The sequence below is a fragment of the Microbacterium sp. LMC-P-041 genome, assembly GCF_030209555.1.
Lineage (GTDB): Bacteria > Actinomycetota > Actinomycetes > Actinomycetales > Microbacteriaceae > Microbacterium.
Window position 1 is genome coordinate 143,137 of the sequence record NZ_JARVRV010000001.1, and the last position, 19,142, is coordinate 162,278.

Sequence of the window (19,142 nt, forward strand, 5' to 3'; positions counted from 1 at the left end):
CTGAGCCCGCTCGTGCGAATCTCCTCGCTTGCTCGGTCAACGCCACGAGGTCCTCAAACTGAATCTCGAGCACGCACGACATAGCCGTGTGTTGCCGGGAGGTGGCACGGCCAGAGAGCTGAGAAGCGGCCCGAGATTCACCTACTTTCCAGATGTCACCCGGTTGACCTCCTACTATTTGCAATCACCTTTGAGGCGTGACGCGCCGCACTCAGCGCGTTCCGGCCCCCTCGATTGTGCTCGTTGATGTTCTCGCAAAGGCCCGCTCGGCTCGAACGGTCAAGGCGACGAACTTGATCAGCGGATCCTCGTCGCGAGTGAGTGCGTCGAGCACCGGCATCGGAACGTCGGGGTTCAAAGCCACGAGCAGCGCAAGGTCGCTGCCGCGACCGGCGAGGTTGACCAGCGTTTCGATCGGGGTCGCTGAGTTGAATGCGACAGAGTGCTGTGTTTCGAGGTCTGTCTCATCGGCGAGTGCGCTGAGCACGTGCCCCGGTGTGTTCGGGTTCGCTGCAACGGCTCGCCTGACTCGCGAACTTCGACGCTCACCTCCGAGGAATGCGAGAATATCCGGCGTCGCGCTGGGATTGAACGCCACCCCGAGCCTCACCTCGGCGTGCGAGTGCGCGGCCTGCTGATGCAGGTCCGCGATCAATGCCGCCGTGGGTCGTGGCGCACTCTCGATTTCATCGGTGATCTCGTCAGGATCGGTTTGCTCGGCTGTGTCAGCAGCGGGGTTACGGAAGGCCGCGATCCGGACGTCGAGATCTGGGTCGAGCAGCAAAGCGGTGAGCGCGTCTTCCGGGGTGTTCGGGTTAGAAGCTGTAGACCGCCGGACCGCCGCGAGATCATCGCGCGCCAGCATCGCGAGAATACTCTCTGGTGTGCGGGGGCTTTCAGCGATCGCGCGCCGGACGTACTGGTCGCTGCTTCGAGCCAGCCGTAAGAGGGTTCTTAGGCCAGCACCGGGGTGTTCGGCGGCCTCAAGCCGAAGATCAGGATTCCGCACGCGACTCTTGGACAACCGGTCCACGGCGTCTTCGACCAGCGCCCCGGGAAGAGTCACGTCGCCTCGTTCCCCCAGCGACTCAAGCAGGTCGAGAAGCTCGAGATCGCTGGCTGAGGTCAACAGGCCTTTTGCGAGCTCCGTAGCGACTTCAGAAGGCAGGTTGCTGTTCCCGAGGACCTCGAGCCGAACGACCATCGATTTGTCGTCCGCGAGAGCCCGGAGAGCGACGGCAGGGGTAGCGTTGTTCCACGCCACCGCGCGCCTGACGTCGATGGAACGATCCTGAGCGAGGCGTACCAGCATGTCGTGGCGTACGCGATGAGATTGGGCAACGGATACTCGGGTGTCGGTGGATCGCGCTGACAGGATCTTTGATGCCAGCAGCTCTGCGCCCTCATCATCGAGTGCCGGGTTCTCCGCCAGCGCGGTCAGAACTTCCGATGCGTTCTCCTTGATCAGCTCTCTCAGCGTGTCGGGTGGCGTCGCCGGATGCGACGCCACCAGGGCGAGCACTTCCCGGTTGTACTCCGCAGACGTGTACCACCGCTCGTTGGCGGGGACTCCTTGGTCGCGGAAGGAAACGCGAACCGCACGAGAGCTGGCAAGCTCCCGCAGCACTTTGGTCATCGCATCATCCAGAACGGTCGTCGAACGCTTGAGAGCAGACCACCGGACGTCCGGGTCGTTGTCGGTGAAAAGACTGGTTCGTACGGTGACGTCGTCGATGGGAAGAGTCGTCGCGACTACTCGCCGGATGTGAGATGGCTGGTCCGTGTGCATCAGCGCGTGCTTCACCGCGTCCGGGAGCCCATTCGTCAGCGACGCAGGAACGTCTATCGTGCGATCGTCGAGGCCTGCCCAGATGCGGCTTGCGCGAGGAAGCGGGAGCCGAGCGCGCCCGTCGAGAGGCCGGCCGATGAAGAGATGAATCAACTGCTGAAGCATCCCCAGATCTGCTCTGTCCCTGTCGCGGTCCTGACGAATCTGAACAAGATCGGCAGGGAGCGCAGCGGCCTGCTCAGCGCTGGGTTGCACGAGCTCCTGGGTGATCTCGCTTAAGCCTGTCGCTGTGACGGGGGACTGCTGGAGCGCGTGAGGGCGCGTGTCGGGCTCTCTGCGAGGCGTTCGCGGGTTCGCGGCTGCTGCACGTCGTACCGTCATGCTCGTGTCTTGATCGAATGCGGACAGCATTTCCGGCGGAGTCGCGGGATTCATGGCGACACCTTTGCGCACGTGCGCGTAGTGGTCTGCGCTCAGCGTGTCGAGCGTGTTTCTGGATGTCGTGGGGTTTCGTCCCACCCTGAACCTGAGATCGGCGTCGTCTCCGAGGGCGAGAGCCAGCAGCATCGCCTGAGGAGTGTGCCGATTGTCCGCGAGCAGCTGCAGCTTGCGGCGTTCCGACACCGGAACATGGACGGCGACCTGCCGCTGGCTGGTCGCCGCGACGAACCCTTCCCGCAGACCCGGCAGCAGCTCCTCTGGATCGCCGCCGAGAAGATCCTCAAGGCTCCACGTTGGTGTGAGTCCCTGCCGAGGAAGCCACAGTCCCACCCGGCGAATAGCCAAGGCGTCATTGAGATCGAGCATCACGTAGCCCAGCAACTGGCGCAGAAAGCCTCGAAGAGTTGAAACGTTTAGCTCGGCGTAGACCTTGCAGTCGATCAACGTGTCCCCGACGAGCCAGTCACCGTCGGCTCCGCCCACCAACATTGCACCGCTGAATGCCGGGTGGGGGTCTAAGCGCGCCCCCTCGACGACGCGACCACGCCAGGCGGTGACTTGCGCGCTGTTCTTCTCACGCAGTGAGCGAATATCCGCCAGAGCTGACGGGGTGATCGCGTCGGCGAAAGAGCGGCCGTCGTTCACAGTGTCACACGCAGCACCGAGGGAGCCCGTGAAGGCTTGCATTCCCCCGTAGTACACCTGCTCCGCCGGAGCGAGCAAGATCGATGCGAGGTCCAGGTCTGCGTCGTCAGGGCCCCTGGATATCAAGCCCTTGGCGATCTGGAATGTCTCGGTCAGGATCTTCGCGCGGTGGTGACCGTTGGCTGTCTCGTCTGCGTGTAAATGGACTCGGGCGATACCTGCTGCGGACGCCGAGCCCTGTATGTCGTAGTCGCCCAACGCTATGCGCGTCCGAATATCGAAGGCCGTCCCAGATCGCCTCGTATCGACGTCGGCCGGCGCGGGAACTATCGGGTTACTGGCTGCAAGAGCGACCAGGCCAAGCGTCTCAGCCATCGCACGGGCAGCCGGAGACGTGCCGCGGGTGCGGGCCAGGCGCGGAGAAACCCCGTCGACGTACGCACGGATCGGAGACCCGGCGTCACCCAACTCACTTGTGAGGCTCACGAGACGGTCACGGCTGGGCCCAGCGGTAGCGAGCGAGCTTGAACGGCACCACTGGAGTTGCGCTGGTCAGCGGGTGAGTCGGGTGGCAGTCTCGCGTGAGAGCGTCCAACGGAGCTACTGCGCTCCGGTGGCTTTCATGACCTGGGTCGCCTGTAACCATCACAGCCACTCCTTAGCAGAGGGCGTGACCAGCGGTCGGAGCATGATCTGACTATATCGATGCGCGCCAGAAATGGGCTATCCCGCATCCGTCGCCCCCGCCTCACCCGTGCCCCTCACCTTCGCGTCGAGGCCGAAACCCTTCGCCGGGTCTCCTCCGATCCGCACCGGCCGTGAATCAGGGTTTGATGATCCCGCTCTTCACGAGGTTGAGTTGGATGCTCGCCGAGTCTTCATCCCGGGTGCGAGCACCTATTCCGGCGCCGGCCCCCGGTTCACGACGGTCGCAGCGTTTAGATACGTTGTCTCTGGCCCGCGCTACCGTGAGAGCGGAGATGATCGGAGTGTCGCGTTCGTCGCGAATAGAGGGGGGCACGAGATGACCGAGAGCGGCGCCGACACGGAGGACGGCTTCCTTGTCCCGACTGCCGAAGACAGGATTCTCACGGCGGCACGGGATGTGCTCAACGGTCTAAGCGAGATTCCATTCGTGAGCACAGGAATGGCTCTTGCTCTCGAAACACTCCCCACGGCAAACGAACGCCAGCACGCTCGCGCGCTCCGTACGCTGTGGTCCCTCATGCACGAACTTCAGGACATCGTCACCGCAGAAGACTGGCGTCGCGTATCCAGCCGTGAGGCTTTCGATGCAGCGGCCCTACGTGCGCTCCGAGCGGCAGAGGAAGCGCAAGCCGAAGAGAAGCGCGAGCTCATCTGGTTCGGCCTGATGAACGGCTGGGTGCGCCTGCACGGGGACACCGAAAGGGATCGCTTCCTGAGGATCGTATCCAAGTACGACCTGAAGCACTTTCATATCATGGAGGAGATCCAAAAGGTCAGCCCTACGAAGCCGACCTGGACCAAGATGCACTGGCTAACGGAGATGATCGGCGGGGACCGCTTCGCCGCCCGGGCTTATATCCACGAGATGCACGCCGACGGGATCGTTCAGATGTACGACCAGCCAGAGATTCGAAAGGCCGATCGTCCGTCGGTCATGACTCATGAGATTGTGCTCTGGACCGACGCCGGTGATCGGCTTCTCGAGTTTGTTAAGAGGCCCGTTGCCCCGCCGAAGGGCAAGAACTGATGAGCGACGCGGCCCGTAGTCCGGGCGCTCGACGCCTCAGGCTTTGCCGAGGCCGGTTTCAACCGCACTGACCCGGCGAAGGTAACTGACAAGACCCGCCCAATCCGGGTAGATCGAGTTTTCCGTCAGCCCTTTGGTTTCCAGGTACTTCCGAACATCGCGCTTCACGTCCGCAGCGATCCGGATGCTAAACATGGGCACTACGTTCTCGGTGTTGGGCTTGGCCTTAACGTCGTGTGCTGCAGGCAAACCGAGCACGCGGGTGCTCTGCGCAATCTCGCGGGCTCTCCATGTCTCGCCGAGATTTGTCGCGAAAAGTTCAAGGAGATCATCGTCGACGATGGGTTCGGCATCAAAGAGAAACGCTGCGCGTTGAGCCCTCATTCGCCCGTTGAGCGCGGGCGGCTGCCACGCGGGGACCGCTCGACCGGTCCCCCAGTCGTTCGTGCGTCGGCTCTCCGCATCGGACCACTGATGCCAGAAAGCGTTCGTGCCGGGAGGAGCGAAGAAGCTCGGAGGCTCGATCGTTTGGTTCCGTCGTGGTGCGGCTGACCGTCCCCACGCAACGATGCGTCCGTCAGCGGCGTCATGTTCGTCGTGGTTGAGCGAGACTGCGAACCACGCGGCGATCTCGGGATCGAGAGAGACATCGATGAGCCGCGTCGGGGCGCCCTGATGTTGGAGCTCAGCGAAGAAAGCCATCTCGCCGGCGTTCCTCACGATCCCCCATTGGTCGCCCGCTGCAAGTTGAAATCGCTCGACGGCGATGAGTCGACTTTCGTCCGAACCATGCTCAGCAGCACGTAGCGCACGAGTCAGTGAGCTGTTGACCGGCCAATCCGCGTTCTGCTGACCGCGCCACACCAGCCCCAGGGCGCTGTTCTTTTGTTGCAGTACGCTCAGCGCTCTCAGCAGTTGCTTCAACGAGGCGACCTCAACCTCGAACGATCCGAAGAAGTCGCTCGGTTTCCGATTTCGACGCGGCTTTGGTCTACGGGAACCGGCCAGCGTCTTCGACAATGCCGTTTCCCAGTCAGCGAAGCTCGGGTAGTTGAGGCCCGGCAATCTGCCGTTGACCCCTGACAAACCCGACGCGATCGTGTTGATCCCGGATCCTCCCCGTGAGAGCTCGGCGATCGACGCAATCTTGCTCAGAGCTGCTTGGTCAAGGATGGCGGCCGACGCGGCCTCGATCGCCGCTAACGTGGCTGCGGAAGGTCGCGACGCGGCCTCGGCCATGGCAATCAGTGATGCCGGCAAGGGGGGCCTCTCGATCGACGGCAAGATAGTAAGCCCCTCGCTCGCTGCCAAGGACGGTCGGGTTGCTTCCGCCATTGCCGCCACGGCCGCAGAGGACTTGAGGCTCTCCATTGCCGCGAAAGACGGACGGAGCGACTCCATCATGGCGGTCACCGTAGCGGACGGTCTCAGGCCTTCCATCGCCGCTGCCACACCTATCAGCGAACTGCGACTCGATTTCGGCGGCGTTACCGGCGTTCCCAAGCTTTCCACTCCAACCGATTCCGCAACCTCGGAACTAGTCTCATCGTGGGCATCATCTGCACTCGCGCGACCGTTTGGATTTGGTGGCACACGTGACACGACAATGCTCGTTTCCCTCGGATGAGATCAGGCTCTTCCTTAGTGAAACTATCAGCCTCCCCCGAGGTCTAAGGAGGGGGCGGTTTCAATTGAACTCGAACGTGCGGTAGGACGAACGCACGTTGAATCGGCGTCCCTCCTTCCGACGCTGAAGGAAGCCCGCGATGGTGTCCACGTCGTTCGCGCGCATGCCGAGTTCTCGACACTTCGAACGGACCTGATCGACGGTGATGGGTGCCCACCGATCCGGCCGGTTCATCATGTCGGCTTTGAGCTTGTCTTCCTCGTTCCACTTGAGCCCCGAGGAGTAGCCCGCGGCCATAGCGGCGATGTGTTCGAGGATGGCGTCGATACCGTTCGGCAAAGGCGCTGAAACAGGTTGTTGCTGAGGGTTGGGCTCGATCCTCCGCCCGGGAAGAAGCTGGATGGGATTCATGTCCTCGACCCACTCGGCGGTCTCCTCTTCCCCCCATTCGATGACGGCTATCGCGTCGGCGTTCACCCTCCAGACGTCGTTCAGGTGCTTACGATCGGGCCAGGCGTAGAGCACTCGCTGGCCGTCGAAGTGCCCACCGGAGAACCCGCGCCAGGCGTAGTGGTACACCTGAGGCTGCGCGATCAACCGCTTGATGCTCTCGCTCTCCACTGCTCGCCGCGGTGTTACAACGACTACAGACCCGCCAGGTCGGGAGAGGAGCCAGCTCACTGCGCGCGCATTCTGCGCCTCCCGCGAGTCGCCCTGGCCGAGCCGCGATACCGCGACGGGAACGTCACTCATAAGCGACCTACCTCCTTGATTCGTCAGTTGGGACTCACCGTACTGCTCGGGTCCGACATTCCTATCCCGGAATTCGGCCAGATGACAACAGCATGCAGCGCCTCAATCGCGGGAGCGTCTCCGAAGTGGTCCGAGCTGTTCCGGCCCCTTCGCGCGCACGATGGGAGCACTTTCCAACCTCAACTGGCCGAGCGATCTACGTCACTCTGGACTTCTGCCAGCACGAATGGCGACTCTTGCAGCTGAAACCGCCAGCGTACGACTGACGCAACGCCCACGTGGCATGAGCAGGACGTGCTCACTCAGCGGCAGTACAGTGACACCCTCACCGCTTGTCCTGCGGTGTTCAGTGAACCGCTCCGCCACCCTGCCTCCACCACGACCGTCGCGTCGCTGATAGCGGCGATGAGTCTGTTGCGCGAGAGGAATCGCCACTTCGTCGGCGCGGTGCCGCAGGGCACTTCGCTCACCACGGCTCCGGTCTCCACGATTCTCCGCAGCAGCTGCTGATGGCCTTGGGGATACGCGCGATCGACTCCCCCGGCGAGGAAGGCTACGGTCTTGCCGCTCACGCCGAGGGCGGCCCGATGAGCTGCCCCGTCGATGCCGTACGCTCCGCCGGATACGACGACCGTGCCGGAGGCTGCGAGCTCGCCGGCGAAGTCACCGGCGAGCATCTCTCCATAACCGCTGGCCGCCCTCGCGCCCACGATCGCGACTCGGCTCGGAGCCGTGAGCAGCGCCGGGTCTCCGCGAACCCAGAGCACTGTCGGCGCATGCACCCCGAGGTCGTCGAGAGATCTCGGCCAGAGGTCGTCGCCCGGCAGAAGCAGCCGAGCGCCGACCTCGGCTGCTGCACGGATCGCATCGAGAACGCTGCGCGCATCCGCGCGGACCATCCACCTGGCTCGTCCCTCGGCGAGAGTCCGTTCACTGACCTCCGAACTCGCCACGGCCCCTCCGCCGATCGCCAGCCCCAGTGATGCCACTGCGCCCCGCTCCGCGATGAGCGCTCCGGCGACTCCGTCCCCCGGCTCGGTGAGGACTGACCACGACACTCGTGCCAGCGCCTCGTCCAGGTCATCGACTGGTCGCACCTGTCGCAGCGATCGCCGCACCGCCGCATCGCCTCTGAGAGACTCGATCACGATAGGTATCCCCTCTTCAAGAACAGTGCCCGTCCTATTTCTTCCCGGCCTGGACTGTCGACCTGTGCGAGGTCCGCCATGGTCCAAGCCAGCCGCAGAACCCTGTCATAGCCTCGAAGAGTGAGAGCTCCCCGCTCGAGAGCCCTGTCCAGTGGCGCCTTTGCCTCTGCGGCGATCCGCAGATCGAGTTGCCTCAATCGGGCGCCCGGAACTTCGCTGTTGCGGACCCACGGTGTCCCCCGCCACCGCGAGGCCGCCCGCTCACGCGCCTGCATGACTCTCGCTCGAGCTCGCTCGCTCGTCACCTCCGTACGGTCGCCGATCATCGCCCGAGAAGCAGACACGCGCGAGACATGCAGCTCGATATCGACCCGGTCGCGAAGCGGACCGGACAGTCGGGTCGAGTATCTCCGGATCGCCAACGACGGGCAGGTGCATTCCGCACCGCGCACCCCGTAGTTGCCGCACGGGCACGGATTGAGCGCCATGACCAGTTGGAAGCGTGCGGGGAACTGTGCGGTGACGCCCGATCGACTCACCTCGATGACGCCGGACTCGAGCGGCTGCCGCAGTGCGTCGAGCGCGACTCTCGAGAACTCCGCTGCTTCGTCGAGGAAGAGCACACCTCTGTGCGCGCGAGAGATGGCGCCAGGACGAACAGACCTCGTGCCGCCTCCGACGAGCGCCGCAACCGAGGCGCTGTGGTGAGGCGACTCCATCGGCGGCGTGGCGTCGAGAGCTCGCACAGCGTCGCCGGTGAGTGAGCGGATCGAGGCCACTTCGAGAGCCTCGTCGTCGGAGAGACTCGGAAGTATGCCGGGGAGTCGCCGCGCGAGCATGGTCTTACCTGCGCCTGGCGGGCCGCTGAGCAGCATGTGATGGCCTCCTGCTGCCGCGACGATCAGAGCCTCGACCGCCTCGTCCTGGCCGACGACGTCCGCGAGGTCCAGCCTCTCGCGATGCTCCGGCGCGAGTGTCGCCGAGGCGACCGGATCGGCATCGAGCACGTCGATCTCCGCGCCGTGCCAGACGGCGACCTGCGAAAGACTCGCTGCTGCGCGAACCTCGATTCCGGGCACCAGCCTCGCCTCCGCCTCGTTGCCCCACGGCACGATCACGGTGTCGAACCCCGCACGCGCAGCGGCGAAGACGGACGGGAGCACCCCGGGCACGGGACGGAGCCGGCCGTCGAGTCCGAGTTCGCCGAGATGCACCGTTCCCGCGATGGACCGCGTGGACAGCGCTCCCCCTGCCGCGAGAGCGGCGACCGCGATGCTCACGTCGAAACCGGCTCCCTGCTTGGGGAGGCTGGCGGGCGAGAGGTTGACCGTGAGGCGGCGGCGCGGAAGATCGAGTTGCGTGTTCTTGCAGGCGTTGTGAACCCGCTGAACCGCCTCGCCGAGCGCTTTGTCCGGCAGGCCGATGATCTTGAAGTCGGGGGTCTGGTTCGAGATGTCGGCTTCGACCTCGACCATGTGCCCGTCGACCCCGGTGAGCGCGACCGCCCACGTGCGGGCCGTTTTCACGACACGTCCACGAGATGTTCGAGAGTGCTGTGCTGCGGGTCGGCTCCGATGATCCCGATCGCCTCGATCCGGATCACGAGGCCGACCGCCTGTTCGGGATGGTCGGCCGCCCACGCATGAGCCAATCGCCACAGTCGTCGGATCTTGCGGGAATCCACGGCCTCGAACGGGTGTCCATGGGAGATCGTCCGTCGTGTCTTGACCTCGACGATGGCGAGGTGGTGACCGCGACAGGCGACGATGTCGATCTCGCCCTGCGCACATCGCCAGTTGCGGTCGAGGACCACATATCCGATGCCGGTCAGATACCGAACCGCATGTTCTTCGCCGGATCTACCGAGCTCGTCTTTCGCTGCCATGAAGACAGCCTGTCGATCGGGATCGACGACCGCGCTTCAGGAGTGGGGACGTTACGGAGTGCGGGGACAGCCCATCAGAAAGCCGGACTGTGCAGAAGTGGTCACTCCCCGTCGAGCGACAGCTCCTGGGGCAGCTCGAACTCGCGGCGCTGAAGCTCTTCGACGTTGACGTCCTTGAACGTCAGCACGCGCACAGCCTTCACGAAGCGGTCGGCACGATAGATGTCCCACACCCAGACGTCACTCATCGAGATCTCGAAGTAGAAGTCGTGCTCGGTGTCACGACGCACGACGTTCACCTCGTTGGCGAGGTAGAACCGGCGTTCCGTCTCGACAACGTACTGGAACTGCGCGACGACATCGCGGTATTCGCGGAACAGCGCCAGCTCGAGCTCGCGGTCGTAGTCGTCGAAGGCTTCCTCATCCATGATCACTCCATCCTAGAGTCGGCGACGCGTCGATGCCGCACGCAGGCTCAGAACAGAGTCGGGACATCCGCGATCGCCCAGGATGATCGGTGGTGTGGAGAGAGCCCGAGGCTGCGGATCGCATCGCGATGCTCGAGGCTCGCGTATCCCTTGTTCCGGTCCCACTGGTACGCGGGGTGACCCTCGTGGAGCTCCGCCATGTAGGTGTCCCTCGCCACTTTCGCGATCACCGATGCCGCCGAGACCGATGCGCAGTCGCGGTCGCCCTTGACGACCGGTCGCACCCGTAGAGGCACCGGATGCACCCGCGAGACATAGTCGTGGTTGCCGTCGAGGAGCACCAGAGCCCCGTCGAGGCGAACTCCCGAATCGACGACGCTCTGCACGGCGCGCGACGCCGCAAGACCGAGCGCTCGCATGATGCCCACCTCGTCGACCTCGGCCGCGCTGGCCCAACCGACTCCAGAAGCCTGCACCCATGCCGCGGCTCGCGCAGCGACATCGGGCCGACGCCTCTCGGTGACCAGCTTCGAATCCCGAAGCCCTTCGGGAACGCGGCGGCGCGCCCCTGCCGCATCCATCACGGCAGCTCCGACCGCCACCGGCCCGGCAAGCGCACCGCGTCCGACCTCATCGAGGGAGATGATCAGATCGCACTCGCTCAGCAGCCTGCGCTCCAGAGTGAGCTTCGGAGCGACGACGGTCATTCCGGATCCGGGACGCCGTTGAAGCTGTCATGGTGGCCGTCGATCGTGCCCAGACGGTCGAAGGGCCACGTGGTGAAGAACGCCTTGCCCACGACGTTCTCGATCGGGACGAAGCCGCCGCTCGGAAGATCCTGATGCGCCCGCGAGTCGCGCGAGCGATCGCGGTTGTCTCCGAGGAGCCACAGCGACCCATCCGGCACGACCACGTCGAACGGATCGTTCGACGCTGCGGTGTCTCCGTCTGGCAGGTTGAGGTAGCTGAGCTCGTCGATGGGCGCTCCGTTGACCGTGATCTGTCCGAGCGCGTTGCAGCAGACGACGTGGTCACCCGGGAGACCGATCACACGCTTGACGAGGTGATCCTGCGAATCCGTGGCCGAGATCCCGACGACGTTGAGCATCCAGTCGAAAGCCTCGACGAGAGGCGGCTGCGCAGGAGTCTGCGGCTGGCCGTCGAGCCACCCGCCCGGGTCCTTGAAGACCACGACGTCGCCGCGTTCGTAGGCGGTCCACCGCGGCGTCAGCTCGTCCACGAGGATCCGATCGTTGACCAGGAGAGTTCGTTCCATCGACGCGGACGGGATGTAGAAGGAGCGGACGATGAAGGTCTTGACGACGAAGGAGACGAGCGCCGCGATGACGACGATCACGAGGACGTCGCGCAGGAACACGAGGAACCCACGACGCCGCTTCGTCGGTCGAGCGGACGCGGCGGCGGAGTCAGTCGTCATGGGGTTTCCTTCACAGTCTCGCACCGCACGGAGACGGCAGTATCAAGGGTCGCACACCCCGGGGAGAACACAGCACCCCGGGACATCGTGTCCCGGGGTGCTGTGGAGAGCCTGCGCGTCAGTTGTCGCGCTTCTCCTTGATCTTGGCCTTCTTGCCCCGCAGCTGACGGAGGTAGTAGAGCTTCGCGCGACGCACGTCACCGCGGGTGACGACCTCGATGTGGTCGATCACCGGGGAGTGCACCGGGAACGTACGCTCGACGCCCACCTGGAAGCTGATCTTGCGAACGGTGAAGGTCTCACGCACGCCGTCGCCCTGGCGGCCGATGACGACGCCCTTGAAGACCTGGATACGCGAGCGGGTGCCCTCGGTGATGTTCACGTGCACGTTGACCGTGTCACCGGGGTGGAAGACGGGAACGTCTGAACGCAGGGATGCTGCGTCGACGGCGTCGAGGATCTGCATGATCGTCTCTCTCTGCACTCGCCTCAGGTCGGTTGCATGCTGTAAGTAGGAATAAGAAGAAGTGTGTGCTGAACGGCGCCGAAGCGTCCGTGGGCTCCCCTGAGGCAGAACCGGTCACGGCACAAACACTCATTCTGCCATGGATGCCGCACACGGCCAAAACGTCGCGTGCGTTTCCGTCACTCCGGCGAGTCCTTCTCCCGGATGACGAAGACCTCTCGCACGCGGGTCTCCGGCGCGGGCTCGTCGACGCCGGGAACGGTGGACCACGAGATGGTCTCGCGGATCCGTGCTCCGCTTCCCTTCGCCTCGTTCCACAGCTGCCAGAGCTGCAGCCAGACCAGACCGATGCCGACGACGACGGCGGCGGCGAGAAGCCAGCCGAACGCGCCGTCGATGAAGCATCCGACAGCGATGGTCAGCCCGTGCCAGAGCGTGAAACCGCCGACATCCCACCACGAGACGGCCCTCTCGACCCGCACCGACGGGCGAGACCGAGTCAGGAGCGTGAGAAGAAGCTGGCCGACGAACACGGAGGGGACCGCGATGAAGAGGACCCAGAGGATGGCCCAACCGCCTTGGAATACGCCCCACCCCACGAGCAACCAGAGCGGCAGGAGGAACGCTGCCGGAATGAGCCACCGGAAGAACGCCTGACGCAACCACATGTCACAAATCGTACGACGGCGTGCGGCCGATGATCCAGGTGTTCGCTCTGAGCACGCGGCCTCGAGGCGGACGCCCGTCACCCGGAGATCGGGGAGAATGGAGAGGACGAGAGGACACCCGATGATCGAACTGCGCACCCCTGCCGAGATCGACGAGATGCGCGCCGCCGGTCGCTTCGTGGCCGAGACCCTGGCAACCCTGCGCGACGAGACGAAGGTCGGCACGAACCTGCTGTCGATCGATCGCCGAGCGCACGACATGATCCGTAAGGCCGGAGCGGAGTCCTGCTACATCGACTACCACCCGTCCTTCGGCGCCAGTCCCTTCGGCAAGGTGATCTGCACCTCGATCAACGACGCTGTACTGCACGGCCTCCCCCACGACTACACGCTGCGAGACGGCGACCTGGTGTCGCTCGACTTCGCCGTCTCCGTCGACGGATGGGTGGCCGACTCCGCGGTGTCCTTCGTCGTCGGCACTCCCCGCGACGAGGACCTCCGCATCATCGAGACGACCGAGCGCGCTCTCGCTGCGGCCATCGACGCGGCCGTGGTCGGCAACCGGATCGGCGACATCTCGGCCGCCATCGCCGCGATCTCACACGGCGAGGGGTATTCGATCAACACCGACTTCGGCGGTCACGGTGTCGGACGCATCATGCACGGCGACCCCCACGTCCCCAACGACGGTCGCGCGGGACGTGGATTCCCGTTGCGCGAGGGCCTGGTGTTCGCGCTGGAACCGTGGCTGCTCGAGACCACGGACGAACTCGTGACCGATCCCGACGGATGGACCCTGCGGAGTGTGGACGGTTCCAGGGGCGCGCATTCGGAGCACACCGTGGCCGTGACGGCCGATGGCCCGATCGTCCTCACCGACAGGTCATTCCTCGGCGTTCGCTGACCCGCGGGGCTCAGCCGGCGGCAGCGCGCGTTCCCACGCGGCGACCGGACCCTCGAGGACGTGGAACGCAGGATGCGGTTCGGGCACCGAGACCGCGGACCAGAGTCCGAGCACGTCGGGATTGCGCTCCGCGAGCTTCGCGCTGAGATGCGACCATTCCAGCGCGAGCTGGCCGGTGGTCACGGACAGGATCGACTCACCTCTCGCATCCGGTCGATCGATTCGCGATCGGTCGAAGGTGTAGCTGCGCACGTCCGCCTCGACGGCGACGCCCCGAAGGTACGCGCCGATGGCATCGAGCGGATCGGGATAGGCACGGAACCGCTCCAGTTGGGGGTGACCGGTGTAGCCACGGGTTCGCCCGGCGAGCACCGCTTGAGCGAGCAGCGCCTCCCGCCAGCAGGCCACCAGACCCTGGCGATCGAGGTACTGCGGGTGCAGTGACCAGATCCTCATGCGCGCCGATAGACGAACACGTCGGTGATGATCGGCAACTCGAGCTGTTCGCGCCCGCGTGTGTCCGGGTCCCCGTCGAGCACCGCTTCGATGGCGGTCGTCATCACCGAACGGGCATGGTCGTCGGCCACGAGGAAGGTGCTCACCGTCGACCAGCGACGGAGGTACGCCTCGCGGCTGATCTGCTCCGTCCAGTGGATCGCTTCGCTCGTCACGAACGTGAATCCGGGGAGCTCCGCCGCGGCGGTGCTGGTCGTTCCGTCCGTGTCAGCGACCGCGGGGTGCGCGATACGGTGCGCTGCTCGATCCCACGAACTCGACGGATCCGAGTGGTTCCAGACCAGCCCGAGAGTTCCGCCCGGCGTGAGGATGCGCGAGATCTCCGCACAGGCCGACTCCCGATCGAACCAATGGAACGCCTGCGCGACGGCGACGACATCCGCCGTGCCGTCCGGCAACGGAATCCGCTCGGCACTGCCGATGAGGCCTTCCACATCCGGAAGCTTGGCTCGCAGAACCGACAGCATCTGCTCGGAAGGCTCGACAGCGATCACGCGTTCCGCTCGGGCCGACAGCAGTTCCGTGAATTTCCCGGTGCCCGCGCCGAGGTCCAGCGCAGTCCCGATGCGCTGTGGTGCGATGAGCTCGACCGCCTCCACGGGGAATCCGGGACGGTAGCGGTCGTAATCCGCCCCGATCGTCTCGAACGACTTCGCCAGCACCTCATCGACCATGGTGCGACGCTATCAGCCGCCGATTCCACCGGGTACGGAGGCGACGCGGCTATGCCATCCTGAGTCCATGATTCCGGAGGATCGGCATGTGCCAGAACACCTGTTCCTGGTGCGGCACGGGCAGACCCGCTGGAACCTCGATCATCGGCTGCACGGGCAACTCGACTCGCCTCTGACCGAGGACGGCATCCTTCAGGCGCAGAGCGTCGCCGCGCGCCTCGTCGACCGAGGCATCACCACCGTGTGCTCCAGCCCGCTCGGCCGCGCGCTCCGGACCGCGGTCATCGTCGCCGATCGGATCGGCGCAGATCTCGTGGAGGTACCGGAGCTCGCCGACCTCCATCACGGTGAGATGGCCGGCCTGACCTGGTCCGAGATCGATGAACGATTCCCCACCGCCCGCGAGGACCGGGCTGAGAACCGATATGGTTGGGCATTTCCCGGAGGTGAGAGCTACGCCCAGGCGAAGGGACGTGCCCGCCGGGCACTGTCGGTGTGCGGGTGGGCTTCGTCCGGGATCCCGCTGCTGGTGAGTCACGAGATGATCGGTCGGCTGCTGCGTGCGGAGCTCCGGGGCCTGGCCCCCGCATCCGCGCTCTCGCTGCGGCACCCTCAGGGCGTGGTGTTCGAGATCGACTCGGGGATCGAACGGATCGTCTAGCGGTCGTCGTCCGGCAGCAGATCCGGGCGCCGACGTCGCGTCCGTTCGATCTGCTGATCCCGCCGCCAGGAAGCGATCACGCCGTGATTGCCGCTCAGCAGCACGTCCGGCACCGGTCGCTCTCGCCACACCGACGGCTTCGTGTAAGACGGGTACTCGAGGAGTCCGTCCTCGTGAGACTCCTCGACGAGGCTCGCCGGATTTCCCACAACACCGGGGATCAGGCGACCGATGGCCTCGATCATCGCCATCGTCGCCACTTCCCCGCCGTTGAGGACGTAATCGCCGAGACTGATGAGCCGCACCTCGCCGAGCGATGAGGCGTATTCGAACACCCGCTCGTCGATCCCCTCGTATCGACCGCATCCGAAGATGAGGTGGTCGCGAGTGCTGAGATCGCGTGCGGTGGCCTGCGTGAAGACCTCGCCTGCGGGCGAGGGGAAGATGATCGTGGGCCGACTGCCCTCTTCGGACGGAGCAGATGATGCCAGCTCGTCGAGCGCGAGCCCCCAGGGCTCCGGCTTCATCACCATCCCCGCCCCGCCCCCGTAGGGGGTGTCGTCCACGGTGCGGTGACGATCGGACGTCCACTCACGGAGGTCTCGGACACGCAGGTCGAGGATGCCGGTACTCTGCGCCTTCCCGAGCAGGGAGAGCGTCAGACCGTCGAAGTACGACGGGAAGATCGAGAGGACGTCGATGCGCACTGGCGGGCCGAACGAGGGATCAGTCAGTGGCGTCGGAGTCGGAGGACTCCCCCGCCTCCGTCGCATCGGACGCGTCAGGGAGCTCTTCGAAGAGGCCCGCAGGCGGCGTGACGATGACGCGCCCGGCGCTGATGTCGACCGTGGGAACGATCGCCTGGACGAACGGCACCATGATGTCCTGCTCGCCGGACCTGACGATGAGCAGATCCTGCGCAGGGAAATGCTCGACGCGAGCCACCTTGCCCACGACGACGCCGTCACGGACGACGTCGAGACCCACGAGCTGATGGTCGAACCACGCGTTGTCCTCGACCTCGTCGTTGTCCTGATCGATCCAGAGGATGGCTCGGACGAGAGTCTCTGCGCCCTCGCGATCGTCGACATCCTTGAGGAAGACGACGGGGTTGCCGTTCATCACGCGGTATTCGCGAACGACGACGGTCTTGCCGTGCCACGGAGATGCCTCAGGCACCTGCAACGTGAACTCGGCTCCTGGAGTGAATCGGCGTTCCGGGTTGTCGGTGTACAGCTCGAGCTTGAGAGCGCCCTTGAGGCCGTGGGCCTTGACGAGGCGCCCCACCCGCAGCTGGTTCTTGCCCTGGTTGCGGTCCTTGGACACCACGTCAGTCATCCGCGACGTCGACCCGGACACGCCGCCCATCCGCGAGAGCGGCGATGAGCGTGCGCAGTGCTTTTGCGGTGCGGCCGCCGCGCCCGATCACTCGACCACGGTCGTCGGGGTGCACACGCACCTCGAGCAGGTCGCCTCTCGGCGTCGTGGAAGCGTTGATGCGGACATCTTCAGGGTGATCGACGATCCCCTTGACGATGTGTTCGAGCGCGGCGGCGAGCACGACGAATTACTCTGCGTCGGCGGCGGGAGCCTCTGCGGCCTCCGCGTCGGCCTTGGCGGGAGCCTCCTCAGCGGGGGCCTCCACCTTCTTCTCGGCCTTGGGCTTGACGACGGACTTCTTGGACGCGTCGATCTCGAACGGAACCTTGGGCTCCTTGACCTTCAGCGTGGACTTCGCGTCCTTGTCGCCCTTGAACTTGCCCCAGTCGCCCGTGATCTTGAGCAGAGCAGCGACCTGCTCGGTCGGCTGAGCGCCGACGGAGAGCCAGTACTGCGCACGGTCGGAGTCGATCTCGATGAACGAGGGCTCCTCGGTGGGGTGGTACTTGCCGATCTCCTCGATCACGCGACCATCGCGCTTGGTCTTCGAGTCGGCGACGACGATGCGGTAGTACGGCGCACGGATCTTGCCCAGGCGCTTGAGACGAATCTTGACAGCCACGATTCTCCTGAATTGTGTGGAAGGTAACGAACCGATCGCCTGGAGAGTGGGGTGCACACCCGGCGGAAGCTCAAATAGGGAGGACGAGTGCTGGATAGAGGGTCGAGCACGTCGTCCGACCTTCTATTCTGCCAGATCCGCGGCCCAGGAGCGAAACGCGGCGACACGACGGTTGCCGTGTCGCCGACAGCGCGTGTCAGACTGTGCTCGTGAAGCTCGATTTCGCGCCATCGGCCCGGTCCACCGTCGGTCTCGAGTGGGAGATCATGCTCGCCGATCCGGTGAGCGGTGATCTCGTCGGCCGCGCCCCCGAGCTGCTGTCGGCACTCGAGGATGAGAGTGCAGAAGAACGGCATACCGTGACGGGCGAGCTCCTTACCAACACGATCGAGGTCACCAGCGGCATCGGCGATTCCGTGGCCCATGCCGTGGACGACATCGCCAACGCGATCACCGCTGTTCGTGCGGCGACGGATCCGGCCGGCATCGAGCTGCTCTCGGCCGGCAGTCACCCGTTCGCGCAGTGGTACCACCAGGAAGTGACCGACAAGACGCGCTACCACACCCTGATCGAGCGCACCCAGTGGTGGGGTCGGAACATGATGATCTGGGGGATCCACGTCCACATCGGCGTGGAGGATCAGCGCAAGGTCATCCCGATCATCAACGCCCTCGCCGCTTATCTCCCGCATCTGCAGGCTCTCTCCGCCTCGAGTCCGTTCTGGGCCGGTGAGCGCACCGGATACGCCTCGAACCGTGCTCTGGTGTTCCAGCAGCTGCCCACTGCGGGGCTCCCGTGGCCGCTGCAGGACTGGTCGGAGTACGAGGCCTACCTCGACGACATGGTGCGCACCGGTGTGATGGCGGACGCCACCGAAGTGCGCTGGGACATCCGGCCCGCACCGCGGTGGGGGACGATCGAGGTGCGGGCATGCGACGGGCTCTCCACGCTGCCGGAGCTCGCGGCAGTGGCCGCGCTCGTGCAGGTCCTGGTCGAGCATCTCTCGCGTCAGATGGACGAGGGACTCCCCCTCGCGCAGATGCCCGCCTGGTACCACCGGGAGAACAAGTGGCGCGCCGCGCGCTACGGCTTGGACGCGCGGGTGATCGTCGACGCCGCCGGAACCCAGCGTCCCGTGCGGGAGCATCTTGCGGAGGTGCTCGAGGAGCTCGCCCCGGTCGCGGTCGAACTCGGCTGCGTGCGTGAGTTCGGCAGCATCGAGACGATCCTCACGGACGGCGCGAGCTACGAGCGTCAGCTGACGATCGCGAACGCGACGGGCGGCGACCTCGGTGCAGTCGTCCAGCATCTGATCCGAGAGTTCCGCTCCGGCCCGGAATCCTCGACCGACGAGCCGTAGG

21 protein-coding genes are annotated in these 19,142 nt (G+C 65.1%); 4 read left to right on the forward strand and 17 right to left on the reverse strand.

Annotated features, from left to right (window positions below; all coding sequences use genetic code 11):
- Positions 1-211: 211 nt before the first annotated feature.
- Entirely contained in the window at positions 212-3,250 is a 3,039-nt protein-coding gene (locus QRN21_RS00710) for a hypothetical protein (RefSeq protein WP_285362924.1), read from the reverse strand.
- 649 nt (positions 3,251-3,899) lie between these two features.
- Between QRN21_RS00710 and QRN21_RS00715 the strand changes: the two genes are divergently transcribed.
- Complete coding sequence (locus QRN21_RS00715; RefSeq protein ID WP_285362925.1) at positions 3,900-4,610, forward strand: hypothetical protein; 711 nt, start codon at positions 3,900-3,902, stop codon at positions 4,608-4,610.
- 36 nt (positions 4,611-4,646) lie between these two features.
- Here the strand turns inward: QRN21_RS00715 and QRN21_RS00720 are convergent, their stop codons facing one another.
- From QRN21_RS00720 to QRN21_RS00765, 10 genes are all read right to left on the reverse strand, one after another.
- The gene (locus tag QRN21_RS00720; protein WP_285362926.1) at positions 4,647-6,014 is read right to left on the reverse strand and encodes an FRG domain-containing protein; all 1,368 of its coding nucleotides are present in this window, start codon (positions 6,012-6,014) and stop codon (positions 4,647-4,649) included.
- A 283-nt stretch (positions 6,015-6,297) separates the two neighbouring features.
- The gene (locus QRN21_RS00725; protein WP_285362927.1) at positions 6,298-6,990 is read right to left on the reverse strand and encodes a hypothetical protein; all 693 of its coding nucleotides are present in this window, start codon (positions 6,988-6,990) and stop codon (positions 6,298-6,300) included.
- Between the two features lie 302 nt (positions 6,991-7,292).
- Complete coding sequence (locus QRN21_RS00730; protein ID WP_285362928.1) at positions 7,293-8,138, reverse strand: DNA-processing protein DprA; 846 nt, start codon at positions 8,136-8,138, stop codon at positions 7,293-7,295.
- A complete protein-coding gene (locus QRN21_RS00735) occupies positions 8,135-9,664 on the reverse strand; it encodes a YifB family Mg chelatase-like AAA ATPase (RefSeq protein ID WP_285362929.1) in 1,530 nt (509 codons plus the stop codon). The genes QRN21_RS00730 and QRN21_RS00735 overlap by 4 nt, the downstream gene beginning before the upstream one ends.
- Positions 9,661-10,023, reverse strand: coding sequence for a YraN family protein (locus tag QRN21_RS00740; RefSeq protein ID WP_056278671.1), 363 nt, complete (start codon positions 10,021-10,023; stop codon positions 9,661-9,663). Before QRN21_RS00740 ends, QRN21_RS00735 begins: the two co-directional genes overlap by 4 nt.
- Before the next feature lie 101 nt (positions 10,024-10,124).
- The gene (locus QRN21_RS00745; protein ID WP_042541663.1) at positions 10,125-10,451 is read right to left on the reverse strand and encodes a DUF2469 family protein; all 327 of its coding nucleotides are present in this window, start codon (positions 10,449-10,451) and stop codon (positions 10,125-10,127) included.
- A gap of 47 nt (positions 10,452-10,498) precedes the next feature.
- Positions 10,499-11,158, reverse strand: coding sequence for a ribonuclease HII (rnhB, locus tag QRN21_RS00750; protein ID WP_053095954.1), 660 nt, complete (start codon positions 11,156-11,158; stop codon positions 10,499-10,501).
- Entirely contained in the window at positions 11,155-11,889 is a 735-nt protein-coding gene (gene lepB, locus QRN21_RS00755) for a signal peptidase I (RefSeq protein WP_053095952.1), read from the reverse strand. Before lepB ends, rnhB begins: the two co-directional genes overlap by 4 nt.
- A gap of 118 nt (positions 11,890-12,007) precedes the next feature.
- A complete protein-coding gene (gene rplS / locus QRN21_RS00760) occupies positions 12,008-12,355 on the reverse strand; it encodes a 50S ribosomal protein L19 (protein WP_053099097.1) in 348 nt (115 codons plus the stop codon).
- A gap of 179 nt (positions 12,356-12,534) precedes the next feature.
- The gene (locus QRN21_RS00765; protein WP_072591208.1) at positions 12,535-13,023 is read right to left on the reverse strand and encodes an MFS transporter permease; all 489 of its coding nucleotides are present in this window, start codon (positions 13,021-13,023) and stop codon (positions 12,535-12,537) included.
- Positions 13,024-13,144: 121 nt separating this feature from the next.
- On the opposite strand from QRN21_RS00765, the gene map reads away from it, so the two are divergent.
- Positions 13,145-13,927 carry a type I methionyl aminopeptidase gene (gene map / locus QRN21_RS00770; RefSeq protein ID WP_053095949.1) on the forward strand — a complete coding sequence of 261 codons (783 nt, stop codon included), beginning with the start codon at positions 13,145-13,147 and terminating at the stop codon, positions 13,925-13,927.
- On the opposite strand, the gene QRN21_RS00775 is transcribed toward map, so the two are convergent.
- Both QRN21_RS00775 and QRN21_RS00780 read right to left on the reverse strand, forming a co-directional pair.
- Positions 13,907-14,383: a pyrimidine dimer DNA glycosylase/endonuclease V gene (locus QRN21_RS00775; RefSeq protein ID WP_053095948.1), complete on the reverse strand. Its 477-nt coding sequence runs from the start codon at positions 14,381-14,383 to the stop codon at positions 13,907-13,909. The genes map and QRN21_RS00775 overlap by 21 nt on opposite strands.
- Positions 14,380-15,117, reverse strand: a complete 738-nt coding sequence (locus QRN21_RS00780; RefSeq protein ID WP_285362930.1) for a class I SAM-dependent methyltransferase — start codon at positions 15,115-15,117, stop codon at positions 14,380-14,382. The genes QRN21_RS00775 and QRN21_RS00780 overlap by 4 nt, the downstream gene beginning before the upstream one ends.
- A gap of 88 nt (positions 15,118-15,205) precedes the next feature.
- On the opposite strand from QRN21_RS00780, the gene QRN21_RS00785 reads away from it, so the two are divergent.
- Positions 15,206-15,778: a histidine phosphatase family protein gene (locus QRN21_RS00785; RefSeq protein ID WP_285362931.1), complete on the forward strand. Its 573-nt coding sequence runs from the start codon at positions 15,206-15,208 to the stop codon at positions 15,776-15,778.
- On the opposite strand, the gene trmD is transcribed toward QRN21_RS00785, so the two are convergent.
- Genes trmD through rpsP form a run of 4 tightly spaced genes read right to left on the reverse strand, consistent with a single transcriptional unit; the run spans position 15,775 to position 17,780 of the window.
- On the reverse strand, positions 15,775-16,485 hold the full coding sequence (trmD, locus tag QRN21_RS00790; protein WP_053095944.1) for a tRNA (guanosine(37)-N1)-methyltransferase TrmD: 711 nt from the start codon (positions 16,483-16,485) through the stop codon (positions 15,775-15,777). The two genes, QRN21_RS00785 and trmD, sit on opposite strands and share 4 nt — an antisense overlap.
- Before the next feature lie 19 nt (positions 16,486-16,504).
- Positions 16,505-17,116 (reverse strand): ribosome maturation factor RimM, encoded by a 612-nt coding sequence (rimM, locus tag QRN21_RS00795; protein ID WP_053095943.1) that lies wholly within the window; start codon positions 17,114-17,116, stop codon positions 16,505-16,507.
- Positions 17,109-17,339 carry an RNA-binding protein gene (locus QRN21_RS00800; protein ID WP_053095941.1) on the reverse strand — a complete coding sequence of 77 codons (231 nt, stop codon included), beginning with the start codon at positions 17,337-17,339 and terminating at the stop codon, positions 17,109-17,111. Before QRN21_RS00800 ends, rimM begins: the two co-directional genes overlap by 8 nt.
- Positions 17,340-17,345: 6 nt before the next feature.
- Entirely contained in the window at positions 17,346-17,780 is a 435-nt protein-coding gene (gene rpsP / locus QRN21_RS00805) for a 30S ribosomal protein S16 (RefSeq protein ID WP_053095939.1), read from the reverse strand.
- 209 nt (positions 17,781-17,989) lie between these two features.
- Here rpsP and QRN21_RS00810 point away from each other — a divergent pair, with 209 nt between their 5' ends.
- Positions 17,990-19,141: a glutamate--cysteine ligase gene (locus QRN21_RS00810; RefSeq protein ID WP_053099095.1), complete on the forward strand. Its 1,152-nt coding sequence runs from the start codon at positions 17,990-17,992 to the stop codon at positions 19,139-19,141.
- Position 19,142 lies beyond the last annotated feature (1 nt).

Excerpts from the sequence above, each read along its gene's own strand:
- rplS (WP_053099097.1), bottom strand. The coding sequence starts at position 12,355 with ATGCAGATCCTCGACGCCGTCGACGCAGCATCCCTGCGTTCAGACGTT.
- map (WP_053095949.1), top strand. The coding sequence starts at position 13,145 with ATGATCGAACTGCGCACCCCTGCCGAGATCGACGAGATGCGCGCCGCC.
- QRN21_RS00725 (WP_285362927.1), bottom strand. The coding sequence starts at position 6,990 with ATGAGTGACGTTCCCGTCGCGGTATCGCGGCTCGGCCAGGGCGACTCG.
- rnhB (WP_053095954.1), bottom strand. The coding sequence starts at position 11,158 with ATGACCGTCGTCGCTCCGAAGCTCACTCTGGAGCGCAGGCTGCTGAGC.
- QRN21_RS00780 (WP_285362930.1), bottom strand. The coding sequence starts at position 15,117 with ATGGTCGATGAGGTGCTGGCGAAGTCGTTCGAGACGATCGGGGCGGAT.
- QRN21_RS00720 (WP_285362926.1), bottom strand. The coding sequence starts at position 6,014 with ATGATGGAGTCGCTCCGTCCGTCTTTCGCGGCAATGGAGAGCCTCAAG.
- QRN21_RS00710 (WP_285362924.1), bottom strand. The coding sequence starts at position 3,250 with ATGGCTGAGACGCTTGGCCTGGTCGCTCTTGCAGCCAGTAACCCGATA.
- lepB (WP_053095952.1), bottom strand. The coding sequence starts at position 11,889 with ATGACGACTGACTCCGCCGCCGCGTCCGCTCGACCGACGAAGCGGCGT.
- QRN21_RS00765 (WP_072591208.1), bottom strand. The coding sequence starts at position 13,023 with ATGTGGTTGCGTCAGGCGTTCTTCCGGTGGCTCATTCCGGCAGCGTTC.
- QRN21_RS00745 (WP_042541663.1), bottom strand. The coding sequence starts at position 10,451 with ATGGATGAGGAAGCCTTCGACGACTACGACCGCGAGCTCGAGCTGGCG.
- QRN21_RS00715 (WP_285362925.1), top strand. The coding sequence starts at position 3,900 with ATGACCGAGAGCGGCGCCGACACGGAGGACGGCTTCCTTGTCCCGACT.
- QRN21_RS00775 (WP_053095948.1), bottom strand. The coding sequence starts at position 14,383 with ATGAGGATCTGGTCACTGCACCCGCAGTACCTCGATCGCCAGGGTCTG.
- QRN21_RS00740 (WP_056278671.1), bottom strand. The coding sequence starts at position 10,023 with ATGGCAGCGAAAGACGAGCTCGGTAGATCCGGCGAAGAACATGCGGTT.
- rimM (WP_053095943.1), bottom strand. The coding sequence starts at position 17,116 with ATGACTGACGTGGTGTCCAAGGACCGCAACCAGGGCAAGAACCAGCTG.